19 protein-coding genes are annotated in these 9,638 nt (G+C 56.4%); all 19 read left to right on the forward strand.

The window, feature by feature from the left end:
- The first annotated feature begins 5 nt into the window (after positions 1-5).
- The 19 genes from rplB (at position 6) to rplR (ending at position 9,545) form a co-directional block, all read left to right on the forward strand.
- The gene (gene rplB, locus ACR0AJ_RS10650) at positions 6-848 is read left to right on the forward strand and encodes a 50S ribosomal protein L2 (protein ID WP_008757664.1); all 843 of its coding nucleotides are present in this window, start codon (positions 6-8) and stop codon (positions 846-848) included.
- A 3-nt stretch (positions 849-851) separates the two neighbouring features.
- On the forward strand, positions 852-1,130 hold the full coding sequence (rpsS, locus tag ACR0AJ_RS10655; RefSeq protein WP_005980699.1) for a 30S ribosomal protein S19: 279 nt from the start codon (positions 852-854) through the stop codon (positions 1,128-1,130).
- A gap of 3 nt (positions 1,131-1,133) precedes the next feature.
- Positions 1,134-1,514 (forward strand): 50S ribosomal protein L22, encoded by a 381-nt coding sequence (gene rplV / locus ACR0AJ_RS10660; RefSeq protein ID WP_039538267.1) that lies wholly within the window; start codon positions 1,134-1,136, stop codon positions 1,512-1,514.
- Positions 1,514-2,224 (forward strand): 30S ribosomal protein S3, encoded by a 711-nt coding sequence (gene rpsC / locus ACR0AJ_RS10665; protein WP_008758042.1) that lies wholly within the window; start codon positions 1,514-1,516, stop codon positions 2,222-2,224. Before rplV ends, rpsC begins: the two co-directional genes overlap by 1 nt.
- A gap of 12 nt (positions 2,225-2,236) precedes the next feature.
- On the forward strand, positions 2,237-2,650 hold the full coding sequence (rplP, locus tag ACR0AJ_RS10670; RefSeq protein ID WP_058283513.1) for a 50S ribosomal protein L16: 414 nt from the start codon (positions 2,237-2,239) through the stop codon (positions 2,648-2,650).
- A 245-nt stretch (positions 2,651-2,895) separates the two neighbouring features.
- Complete coding sequence (locus tag ACR0AJ_RS10675) at positions 2,896-3,324, forward strand: YHS domain-containing (seleno)protein (RefSeq protein ID WP_480690206.1); 429 nt, start codon at positions 2,896-2,898, stop codon at positions 3,322-3,324.
- A 321-nt stretch (positions 3,325-3,645) separates the two neighbouring features.
- The gene (locus ACR0AJ_RS10680; RefSeq protein ID WP_480740820.1) at positions 3,646-4,194 is read left to right on the forward strand and encodes an amino acid synthesis family protein; all 549 of its coding nucleotides are present in this window, start codon (positions 3,646-3,648) and stop codon (positions 4,192-4,194) included.
- A gap of 49 nt (positions 4,195-4,243) precedes the next feature.
- Positions 4,244-4,864, forward strand: a complete 621-nt coding sequence (locus ACR0AJ_RS10685; protein WP_480740868.1) for a 2OG-Fe(II) oxygenase family protein — start codon at positions 4,244-4,246, stop codon at positions 4,862-4,864.
- Between the two features lie 256 nt (positions 4,865-5,120).
- Positions 5,121-5,327, forward strand: coding sequence for a cold-shock protein (locus ACR0AJ_RS10690; protein ID WP_170351679.1), 207 nt, complete (start codon positions 5,121-5,123; stop codon positions 5,325-5,327).
- Positions 5,328-5,523: 196 nt separating this feature from the next.
- Positions 5,524-5,949: an ester cyclase gene (locus ACR0AJ_RS10695; RefSeq protein WP_480740822.1), complete on the forward strand. Its 426-nt coding sequence runs from the start codon at positions 5,524-5,526 to the stop codon at positions 5,947-5,949.
- A 194-nt stretch (positions 5,950-6,143) separates the two neighbouring features.
- Positions 6,144-6,350, forward strand: a complete 207-nt coding sequence (gene rpmC / locus ACR0AJ_RS10700) for a 50S ribosomal protein L29 (RefSeq protein WP_010437082.1) — start codon at positions 6,144-6,146, stop codon at positions 6,348-6,350.
- Positions 6,351-6,354: 4 nt separating this feature from the next.
- Complete coding sequence (gene rpsQ / locus ACR0AJ_RS10705) at positions 6,355-6,585, forward strand: 30S ribosomal protein S17 (RefSeq protein ID WP_170351678.1); 231 nt, start codon at positions 6,355-6,357, stop codon at positions 6,583-6,585.
- A gap of 76 nt (positions 6,586-6,661) precedes the next feature.
- Entirely contained in the window at positions 6,662-7,030 is a 369-nt protein-coding gene (rplN, locus tag ACR0AJ_RS10710; RefSeq protein ID WP_008757934.1) for a 50S ribosomal protein L14, read from the forward strand.
- 2 nt (positions 7,031-7,032) lie between these two features.
- Positions 7,033-7,344 carry a 50S ribosomal protein L24 gene (gene rplX, locus ACR0AJ_RS10715; protein ID WP_008755589.1) on the forward strand — a complete coding sequence of 104 codons (312 nt, stop codon included), beginning with the start codon at positions 7,033-7,035 and terminating at the stop codon, positions 7,342-7,344.
- The gene (gene rplE, locus ACR0AJ_RS10720) at positions 7,337-7,897 is read left to right on the forward strand and encodes a 50S ribosomal protein L5 (RefSeq protein WP_170351677.1); all 561 of its coding nucleotides are present in this window, start codon (positions 7,337-7,339) and stop codon (positions 7,895-7,897) included. The genes rplX and rplE overlap by 8 nt, the downstream gene beginning before the upstream one ends.
- Before the next feature lie 19 nt (positions 7,898-7,916).
- A complete protein-coding gene (rpsN, locus tag ACR0AJ_RS10725; RefSeq protein WP_010437098.1) occupies positions 7,917-8,222 on the forward strand; it encodes a 30S ribosomal protein S14 in 306 nt (101 codons plus the stop codon).
- A 13-nt stretch (positions 8,223-8,235) separates the two neighbouring features.
- Positions 8,236-8,628 carry a 30S ribosomal protein S8 gene (gene rpsH / locus ACR0AJ_RS10730; RefSeq protein WP_010437099.1) on the forward strand — a complete coding sequence of 131 codons (393 nt, stop codon included), beginning with the start codon at positions 8,236-8,238 and terminating at the stop codon, positions 8,626-8,628.
- A gap of 12 nt (positions 8,629-8,640) precedes the next feature.
- Positions 8,641-9,174, forward strand: coding sequence for a 50S ribosomal protein L6 (rplF, locus tag ACR0AJ_RS10735; RefSeq protein ID WP_170351676.1), 534 nt, complete (start codon positions 8,641-8,643; stop codon positions 9,172-9,174).
- An 11-nt stretch (positions 9,175-9,185) separates the two neighbouring features.
- Positions 9,186-9,545, forward strand: coding sequence for a 50S ribosomal protein L18 (gene rplR / locus ACR0AJ_RS10740; RefSeq protein ID WP_058283506.1), 360 nt, complete (start codon positions 9,186-9,188; stop codon positions 9,543-9,545).
- The last annotated feature ends 93 nt before the right edge of the window (positions 9,546-9,638 follow it).

Genomic DNA, 9,638 nt, shown 5'->3' on the forward strand with positions numbered 1-9,638 from the left:
AAAGCATGGCACTTAAGTCGTACAAGCCGACGACGCCGGGCCAGCGCGGGCTGGTGCTGATCGACCGTTCGGAGCTTTGGAAAGGACGTCCGGTCAAGTCTCTCACTGAGGGTTTGACCAAATCGGGCGGCCGGAACAACACCGGACGGATCACTTCACGCCGCCGCGGCGGTGGCGCAAAGCGTCTCTACCGGATCGTTGACTTCAAACGGAATAAATTTGATGTCGCGGCAACCGTCGAACGGATCGAATATGACCCGAACCGGACCGCATTCATCGCACTGGTAAAATACGAAGACGGTGAGCAGGCATATATCCTGGCTCCGCAGCGTCTGGCTGTTGGTGATAAAGTCGTGGCATCCGCCAAGGCCGACATCAAGCCGGGCAACGCAATGCCGTTCTCGGGCATGCCCATCGGTACCATCGTCCACAACATCGAGATGAAGCCTGGCAAAGGCGGTCAGATCGCACGCGCGGCCGGTACTTACGCTCAGTTCGTTGGCCGCGATGGTGGCTACGCTCAGATCCGTCTGAGCTCGGGCGAGCTGCGCATGGTCCGTCAGGAATGCATGGCCACCGTTGGTGCCGTGTCCAACCCTGACAACTCGAACCAAAACCTCGGTAAAGCCGGTCGTATGCGCCACAAGGGCGTTCGTCCGTCGGTTCGTGGTGTTGCAATGAACCCGATCGATCACCCGCACGGTGGTGGTGAAGGTCGTACCTCGGGTGGCCGTACACCGGTTACACCGTGGGGTAAGGACACCAAGGGTAAGCGTACCCGCAACAAGAACAAAGCGTCCCAGAAGCTGATCATCCGCTCGCGGCACGCCAAGAAGAAGGGACGTTAATCTATGTCTCGCTCTGTTTGGAAGGGTCCTTTCGTCGATGCTTACGTGCTGAAAAAAGCCGAAGCAGCACGCGAGTCGGGCCGCAACGAAGTCATCAAAATCTGGTCGCGTCGTTCCACCATTCTGCCCCAGTTCGTGGGTCTGACCTTTGGTGTGTACAACGGCCAGAAGCATATCCCGGTAAACGTCTCGGAAGACATGATCGGTCAGAAGTTCGGTGAATACTCGCCGACTCGTACCTATTACGGTCACGCCGCAGACAAAAAAGCGAAGCGGAAGTAAGTCATGGGCAAGGAAAAGAACCCCCGCCGCGTGGCTGAAAACGAAGCAATGGCGAAAACGCGCATGCTTCGCACCAGCCCGCAGAAACTGAACTTGGTTGCGCAAATGATCCGCGGCAAGAAAGTTGAGAAGGCTCTGACCGACCTGACTTTCTCGAACAAGCGTGTCGCGCAGGACGTCAAGAAGTGCCTGCAGTCCGCAATCGCGAATGCCGAAAACAACCACAACCTGGACGTTGACGAGCTGATCGTCGCCGAAGCATGGGTTGGCAAGAACCTGGTCATGAAGCGTGGTCGCCCGCGTGCCCGTGGCCGTTTCGGCAAGATCATGAAGCCGTTCTCGGAGATCACCATCAAGGTGCGTCAAGTTGAGGAGCAAGCCTAATGGGTCATAAAGTAAATCCGATCGGCATGCGCCTGCAGGTCAACCGCACCTGGGACAGCCGCTGGTACGCCGACACCAAGGACTACGGTGATCTTCTGCTGGAAGACCTCAAGATCCGTGAGTTCATCAACAAAGAGTGCAAGCAGGCTGGTGTTGCCCGTGTGATCATCGAACGTCCGCACAAGAAGTGCCGCGTGACGATCCACACTGCACGTCCCGGTGTCATCATCGGCAAGAAAGGTGCAGACATCGAAGTTCTGCGCAAAAAGCTTGCTCGTATGACCGACAGCGAACTGCACCTGAACATCGTCGAAGTGCGCAAGCCCGAGCTTGACGCGCAGCTGGTTGCCGAGTCCATCGCTCAGCAGCTGGAGCGCCGCGTCTCGTTCCGCCGCGCGATGAAGCGGTCGGTTCAGAACGCCATGCGCATGGGCGCTCTGGGTATCCGGGTGAACGTCGCGGGTCGTCTGGGCGGCGCCGAAATCGCACGGACCGAGTGGTACCGCGAAGGCCGAGTGCCTCTGCACACCCTGCGTGCCGACATCGATTACGCACATGCCGAAGCGATGACCCCCTACGGGATCATCGGGATCAAGGTCTGGATCTTCAAAGGTGAGATCATGGAGCACGATCCGCAGGCACGTGACCGTAAAGCACAGGAACTCCAGGACGGCCCTGCACCTCGTGGTGCTGGTGGCGGTCGTCGCTAAGGAGGGAAAGATATGCTTCAACCAAAGCGTACTAAATTCCGCAAGATGCACAAAGGCCGGATCAAGGGTCTCGCCAAGGGCGGCTCTGATCTGAACTTTGGCACCTACGGCCTGAAAGCTCTTGAGCCTGAGCGTGTAACTGCACGCCAGATCGAAGCTGCACGTCGTGCCATGACGCGTCACATGAAGCGTCAGGGTCGTGTCTGGATCCGCATCTTCCCCGACACTCCGGTCACTGCAAAGCCGATCGAAGTTCGTATGGGTAAAGGTAAAGGTTCGGTCGACCGCTGGGCATGCAAAGTCAAGCCTGGCCGTGTGATGTTCGAGATCGACGGCGTCAATGACGACATCGCCCGCGAGGCCCTGCGCCTGGCCGCGATGAAGCTGCCGATCAAGACTCGCGTCGTGGTTCGCGAAGACTGGTAAGCGATTGGGGGGCTACCCCGTTCGCTAAAAGATTGACCCCCGTCGGGATACCGGCGGGGGTTTTGCGTTCTCGGTGTCAGACGCAGGTTATGGGGCTTAAACCGTCAATGGCCACATGCCGGTTTACAGACTCGTGACTGGCAATCGGCAGACAGGCGTGGCTAAATTCGGGCGAACCCTCTCTGCCATCGAGTATGATACTGATGCCAAGTTTTAGTCTCCGCCATTTAGTACTGTTGTTTCTGATGACCGTTGGTACCGTGGTCGCCCCAGCAAAAACCTGGGCCGCGTCGCCCGAGGTGAACCTAGGGTATTTCAACAAGCTTGCGATGAACGGATATGACGTCATGACTTATTGGCAAGGCGGTGATCCGCAAAAGGGCGATCCTGAGATCACGGCTCAGCACAATGGCGCTACCTGGGTGTTTCTGAGTGAAGAAAACCGTCAGGCTTTTCTGTCTGACCCGACGAAGTATGCTCCTCAATATGGCGGATATTGCGCCTATGCGGCCAGCCAGAATGCGGTGGCCGATGTCGACCCGTTCGCATGGCGCATCTGGGATGAAAAACTGTATCTGAATTACAGCCCGCAGGTGCGGCGCATCTGGGCCAGCGAGATTGATGCCAATATTGAAAAAGCAAACGAGTTCTGGCCCGATTTGCTGAAGAAATAGGGCGTGTCTGGATCCGCATCTTCCAAGATACTCCGGTCACTGCAAAGCCGGTCAAAGTACGTCTGGGTAGAGTTTCAGTTGATCGCTGGGCATGCGAGCTCAAGTCGGATCACTATAAAGCTGCCGATCAAGACCTGTGTTTAGGTTCCCTAAGACTGGTAAGCGACTGGGGACCACTCGTTCGTGACAAGATTGACCCCTGTCAGGACGCCGGCAGGGGGTATTGTGTTAGTCTTTTGCGATCCATCCCACTGATGAGTGAAAAAAGTCGACCTTTGCCCATAGCCCCCATAATCTGCCCAGAGTGAATGGGAGGGTTGTATGTTTCAGCTACGCAAGAAGGTTTTTGTCAAAGAGGTCATAACTACCGACCAGTTTGGGCAACCATGCGCTCCAGTCTGCAGAGTTGCAGCTTTGGCTGTCATACAAAACCCGCTGGCCGGTAAATTCTCGGAAGACTTGTCCGAGCTGTTTGAAATTGGAGAAATGCTTGGGGCAGACCTAGCGGCCGAGGCTGTTTCTCAACTCGACCGTGCCCCGATTTCCTACGGTAAAGCAGCGATTGTGGGTGCGAATGGCGATCTCGAACAAGGTGGCGCATTGATCCATCCGAAACTCGGCGCTCCAATGCGCGCATCAGCAGGTGGAGGTGAAGCCGTCATCCCGTCGAATGCCAAACTTGGGGCACCGGGATGTGCGATTGATCTGCCCCTCGGACACAAGGACAATCCGTGGTCCTTTGACCATTTCGATACCATGACGCTGAGCATTCCCGACGCGCCGAAACCGGATGAGATTGTTATGTGTCTGGCCTACGCGGATGGCGGGCGTCCGATCCCGCGCTGCGGCTCGGGGCCAATCAAAAACTAAGGGTTGGCTGGGGCTGGCCTTGGATCAGAGCTTGGGCTATGCCCAGCTTATGGCCCAGATTGAATCACTCTTCGTTACCCGTCTTTATCGCGCAGCTTTGTCCGAGTTTGGTCCCAAGATCGACCCAGAAGAGCTGGAAAACTCTTGCCTTGTCATTGCCGAGGATGATGAGGCCGGGCAGGAATGGTGTGAGGAGAACGGCTATCCTGGTTACACCAGCTATGCCTCGCTGACCGATCTGCCGTGGCGGTTCCCGATCTTTGCCGATTTGGTCAAGGCTCTGGACATCCACGTCGCGGCTTTTGCCAAGGATCTCGAGTTTGATCTGGGCGAAGGTGAGTTGAAGCTCGAGGATCTGTGGATCAACATCCTGCCCGAGGGCGGGATGCACTCCAGCCACCTGCACCCACACAGTGTGATTTCGGGCACCACTTATGTGGCGATGCCCGAAGGGGCCAGCGCGTTGAAGCTGGAAGACCCCCGCTCGGGCCGCATGATGGCGGCACCTACGCGTTTAAAAGATGGACGGTGGGACTTACAACCGTTCATCTATATGAAGCCGCAGGTGGGCGATGTCCTGCTGTGGGAAAGCTGGCTGCGCCACGAGGTGCCGATGAACATGGCCGAGGAAGAGCGGATTAGTGTTAGCTTTAACTACAAGTGGGAATGAGCCCCGGTTCCCCGTACGGGAATTGGAACAGCAGAGCAATTGCGCGGCGAACAGGCGGTGTTCCTGCCAATCACGTTTCACCTCGAGTTGCCGAAAAACCTTGCAATATGCTCCGCCATGACCCATGTGAGGCACGCTTACGTTTTTCTTTTTCGACCACTGTCTCCTGAATTTTGGCGTTCAGTCTCTCGATCCAGACCGACCACGCCGCGCTGTCGCAATCCCGCGGACAGCAATTTAATAGGAGAATACGGATATGGCCAATGGCACCGTAAAATGGTTCAACGCAACTAAAGGTTTTGGCTTCATCGCACCGGAGACCGGTGGCAAAGACGTGTTTGTGCACATCTCGGCTGTTGAGCGCTCGGGTCTGACTGGCCTGGCCGACGACCAGAAAGTGACATTCGACATCGAGCCCGGCCGTGACGGTCGTGAGGCAGCTGTGAACATCGCTCTGGCGTAAGCCACTCAGACTTAGACAGTTGAAGACGCGGTCTCGTGCAAACGAGGCCGCGTTTTGCGTTTCCAACCAAAATACAAAAAATTCTGGATAGTTTTAAAAAACTTCTCCGGATGAATTCGTCAAACTCAATGTGAGAAAACCTGACGCCAACTCATATACAATCCTGTATGTTCCATGGATCACAGAGGTATCCAGTATGAAAGAAACTGAACGGGTGGTTCGCCAATTCCATGAAAGTTGGGGGATGCGGGATCCTGATCGCGGGGCCGAGGTGATTGCCGAAGATTGTCAGTTCGAAGATGTTGCTCGTGAGGAAAAGCAACTTGGCAAGCTGGCCTATAAAGAGGATTACGAGCGTTGGCGAAAGGCATTCCCGGATGGAGAATGCATCGTGGATAATGTGATCGTCAGCGAGTGCGGTGAATGGGCGATCGTAGAGTTCCACAATACCGGAACCCACACTGGTGTTCTGCATTCAAGCCTCGGTGATTTCGAACCAACCGGAAAGCGATACGAAGTGCGCTATTGCTCAGTAATGCGGGTAATAGGTGGCATGGTTGTTGAAGGACGAGACTATTATGACAGCGCCACTATCGTAGGACATCTAGGCTTGGTGAAGTAAGCTGCGACCAGCCTGTTAGTGTAGGCAGAGGATTCCTAAACTTTCCCTTGCCACCCACCCCTGAACCCCCTATAGAGCGGCATCTTGCGTTCCCCCGGCTGAGTCGGGGGATTCGTATGTCTATCATTCATCCACCAGGTCAAAGGTGACCCTGATACGGGGCCTTCTGGTGTTTTGAGCAAAGGAAAAAGGCGATGAACGCCCAAGAACTGCGTGACAAGACCCCGGACCAGCTCCGCGAGGAACTGGCCAACCTGAAGAAAGAAAGCTTTAACCTGCGCTTTCAACAGGCAACCGGTCAGCTGGAAAACACTGCCGGCATCAAAGCGGCCCGCCGCAATGCTGCCCGCGTCAAAACCATTCTGAACGAAAAGGCCGCTGCCGCGGCATCGGAGGAGTAATCCTATGCCCAAGCGTATCCTGTCCGGCACCGTAACTAGCGACGCCAACGAACAGACCGTAACCGTTTCCGTCGAGCGCCGCTTCACGCATCCGGTTCTGAAGAAAACCATCCGTAAGTCCAAGAAATACCGGGCTCACGATGAAAAGAACGCCTTCAAGGTCGGCGACTCTGTACGCATCATCGAATGCGCGCCGAAATCGAAGACGAAACGTTGGGAAGTTCTGGAGGCGTAAGCTTCCGGGATTTTTCCATTTGTCGAAACCCTGGGGGATCTAACGAGACCAGCCCCCACAGGTCGGGAGAAACCACATGATCCAGATGCAGACCAATCTGGATGTCGCTGACAACTCCGGCGCACGCCGAGTTCAGTGCATCAAGGTCCTGGGTGGTTCCAAGCGTAAATACGCCTCCGTCGGCGACATCATTGTCGTCTCGGTGAAGGAAGCCATCCCACGCGGCCGCGTAAAGAAAGGTGACGTCCGTAAGGCCGTCGTCGTACGCACCGCTAAAGAAGTCCGTCGCGAAGACGGCACCGCGATCCGTTTCGATCGCAACGCCGCCGTCATCCTGAACAACAACAACGAGCCCGTAGGTACCCGTATCTTTGGCCCCGTTGTTCGCGAACTGCGTGGCAAGAACTTCATGAAAATCATCTCGCTGGCTCCGGAGGTGCTGTAATCATGGCTGCTAAACTCCGCAAAGGCGACAAGGTCGTCGTGCTGGCCGGCAAGGACAAGGGCAAAGAGGGAACGATTACCTCGGTTGACCCGAAAGCCGGTAAAGCTGTTGTTGACGGCATCAACATCGCCATCCGCCACACCCGCCAGACCCAGAACAGCCAAGGCGGCCGTTTGCCCCAGGCAAACCCGATCGAGCTGTCGAACCTGGCACTGCTGGACGCAAACGGCAAAGCCACCCGCGTTGGCTTCCGCATGGAAGGTGACAAGAAGGTTCGCTTCGCCAAGACCACAGGGGACGTGATCGATGCTTGATAACGCAACCTATACTCCGCGTCTGAAGGCTCAGTACGCTGAAACCATCCGCCCCGCTCTGAAAGAAGAGTTCGGTTACAAGAACGACATGCAGCTGCCCAAGCTGGAAAAAATCGTTCTGAACATCGGCTGTGGTGCCGAAGCTGTCAAAGATTCCAAGAAAGCCAAAGCGGCTGTCGAGGATCTGACTGCGATTGCCGGTCAGCAGGCCGTTGCAACCAAGGCGAAAAAGTCGATCGCGGGTTTCCGCGTCCGTGAAGACATGCCGCTGGGTGCGAAAGTGACCCTGCGCGGTGACCGGATGTACGAATTCCTGGATCGTCTGATCACCATCGCGATGCCGCGCGTTCGTGACTTCCGCGGTGTTAAGCCGTCTTTCGATGGTCAGGGCAACTTTGCCATGGGCATGAAAGAGCACATCGTGTTCCCCGAAATCGACTTCGACAAAGTCGACGAAGTTTGGGGCATGGACATCGTAATTGCCACCACAGCGAAAACCGACGCTGAAGCAAAGGCACTGTTGAAAGCATTCAACATGCCCTTCAACGCATAAGCGCCGGGAGGATTAAGACATGGCTAAAAAAGCAATGATCGAACGCGAAAAGAAGCGCGAACGCCTGGTGGCCAAATATGCCGCAAAGCGTGCCGAGCTGAAAGAAATCGCGAATGACGAGAGCAAGCCGATGGAAGAGCGTTTCAAAGCGCGTCTGAAACTGGCGAAACTGCCGCGCAACAGCTCGGCTACTCGTTTGCACAACCGCTGTCAGCTGACCGGTCGTCCTCATGCTTACTACCGTAAGCTGAAGGTCAGCCGTATTGCGCTGCGCGAGCTGGGTTCTGCTGGTCAGATCCCCGGCATGGTGAAATCGAGCTGGTAAGGGAGACATAGATATGAATGATCCTATCGGCGATATGCTCACCCGTATCCGCAACGCGCAAATGCGCGGCAAGTCCACCGTTTCCACCCCGGCTTCCAAGCTGCGCGGTTGGGTTCTGGACGTGCTGGCGGACGAAGGTTATATCCGTGGCTACGAAGCGACGACCGGTGAAAACGGTCATCCGGCCATCGAAATCAGCCTGAAATACTACGAAGGCACCCCTGTCATTCGCGAGCTGAAGCGGGTCTCGAAGCCCGGTCGCCGCGTATACATGGGCGTCAATGACATCCCACAGGTCCGTCAGGGTCTGGGCGTGTCGATTGTCAGCACTCCGAAAGGTGTGATGTCGGACGCAAACGCTCGCTCCAACAATGTTGGCGGCGAAGTGCTCTGCACCGTCTTCTAAGGAGGTCTGTCAATGTCTCGTATTGGTAAAAAACCGGTCGAGCTGCCCAGCGGCGTTACCGCCACTGTGTCCGGCCAGACCATCGAAGTGAAAGGTCCGAAAGGCACCCGCAGCTTCACCGCAACCGATGACGTAACGCTGTCGGTCGAAGACAATGTTGTGCAAATCAACCCCCGTGGCATGTCCAAGCGTGCCCGCCAGCAGTGGGGCATGAGCCGCACCATGGTTGCCAACCTGGTAACCGGTGTGACCCAGGGCTTCAAAAAAGAGCTGGAGATCCAGGGTGTTGGTTACCGGGCGCAGATGCAGGGCAACACCCTGAAGCTGAACCTGGGCTACAGCCACGACGTTGATTTCACCGCTCCGGAAGGTGTCACCATCACCGCACCGAAGCAGACCGAGATCGTTGTGGAAGGTATCGACCAGCAGCAGGTGGGCGAAGTCGCGGCCAAAATCCGCGAATGGCGCCGTCCCGAGCCGTACAAAGGCAAGGGCATCCGCTATAAGGGCGAGTTCATCTTCCGCAAAGAAGGCAAGAAGAAGTAAGGACGCAAACTATGGCAAACAGCAAAAGAACCCTGTTTCTGAAGCGCCGCCTGCGCGTTCGGAACAAACTTCGCAAGGTCAACGCGGGTCGTCCGCGTCTGTCCGTACACCGTTCGAACAAGAACATCTCTGTTCAGCTGATCGACGACGTGCGCGGCGTGACCCTGGCGTCGGCCTCGACCCTGGAAAAAGATCTGGGTGTCGTTGGCAAGAACAACGTCGAAGCGGCCACCAAAGTGGGCGCGGCCATCGCCGAGCGTGCCAAGAAGGCAGGCGTCGAAGAGGCCTATTTCGATCGTGGCGGCTTCCTGTTCCACGGCAAAGTGAAGGCTCTGGCCGACGCTGCGCGTGAAGGCGGCCTGAAGATCTAAGACTTGCGGGCAGCTTTGCGGCTGCCCCGATGATCCGGGGGCCTCGGCAACAGTCGGGGCTCACTTGGATTGAACAAACGGCGCCGATTGCGC

Source organism: Ruegeria sp. CJ9, assembly GCF_056536625.1.

Bases quoted from the DNA above. Each gene is read 5' to 3' on its own strand.
- rplB (WP_008757664.1), top strand. From the start codon at position 6: ATGGCACTTAAGTCGTACAAGCCGACGACGCCGGGCCAGCGCGGGCTG.
- rpsS (WP_005980699.1), top strand. From the start codon at position 852: ATGTCTCGCTCTGTTTGGAAGGGTCCTTTCGTCGATGCTTACGTGCTG.
- rplV (WP_039538267.1), top strand. From the start codon at position 1,134: ATGGGCAAGGAAAAGAACCCCCGCCGCGTGGCTGAAAACGAAGCAATG.
- rpsC (WP_008758042.1), top strand. From the start codon at position 1,514: ATGGGTCATAAAGTAAATCCGATCGGCATGCGCCTGCAGGTCAACCGC.
- rplP (WP_058283513.1), top strand. From the start codon at position 2,237: ATGCTTCAACCAAAGCGTACTAAATTCCGCAAGATGCACAAAGGCCGG.
- ACR0AJ_RS10675 (WP_480690206.1), top strand. From the start codon at position 2,896: ATGACCGTTGGTACCGTGGTCGCCCCAGCAAAAACCTGGGCCGCGTCG.
- ACR0AJ_RS10680 (WP_480740820.1), top strand. From the start codon at position 3,646: ATGTTTCAGCTACGCAAGAAGGTTTTTGTCAAAGAGGTCATAACTACC.
- ACR0AJ_RS10685 (WP_480740868.1), top strand. From the start codon at position 4,244: ATGGCCCAGATTGAATCACTCTTCGTTACCCGTCTTTATCGCGCAGCT.
- ACR0AJ_RS10690 (WP_170351679.1), top strand. From the start codon at position 5,121: ATGGCCAATGGCACCGTAAAATGGTTCAACGCAACTAAAGGTTTTGGC.
- ACR0AJ_RS10695 (WP_480740822.1), top strand. From the start codon at position 5,524: ATGAAAGAAACTGAACGGGTGGTTCGCCAATTCCATGAAAGTTGGGGG.
- rpmC (WP_010437082.1), top strand. From the start codon at position 6,144: ATGAACGCCCAAGAACTGCGTGACAAGACCCCGGACCAGCTCCGCGAG.
- rpsQ (WP_170351678.1), top strand. From the start codon at position 6,355: ATGCCCAAGCGTATCCTGTCCGGCACCGTAACTAGCGACGCCAACGAA.
- rplN (WP_008757934.1), top strand. From the start codon at position 6,662: ATGATCCAGATGCAGACCAATCTGGATGTCGCTGACAACTCCGGCGCA.
- rplX (WP_008755589.1), top strand. From the start codon at position 7,033: ATGGCTGCTAAACTCCGCAAAGGCGACAAGGTCGTCGTGCTGGCCGGC.
- rplE (WP_170351677.1), top strand. From the start codon at position 7,337: ATGCTTGATAACGCAACCTATACTCCGCGTCTGAAGGCTCAGTACGCT.
- rpsN (WP_010437098.1), top strand. From the start codon at position 7,917: ATGGCTAAAAAAGCAATGATCGAACGCGAAAAGAAGCGCGAACGCCTG.
- rpsH (WP_010437099.1), top strand. From the start codon at position 8,236: ATGAATGATCCTATCGGCGATATGCTCACCCGTATCCGCAACGCGCAA.
- rplF (WP_170351676.1), top strand. From the start codon at position 8,641: ATGTCTCGTATTGGTAAAAAACCGGTCGAGCTGCCCAGCGGCGTTACC.
- rplR (WP_058283506.1), top strand. From the start codon at position 9,186: ATGGCAAACAGCAAAAGAACCCTGTTTCTGAAGCGCCGCCTGCGCGTT.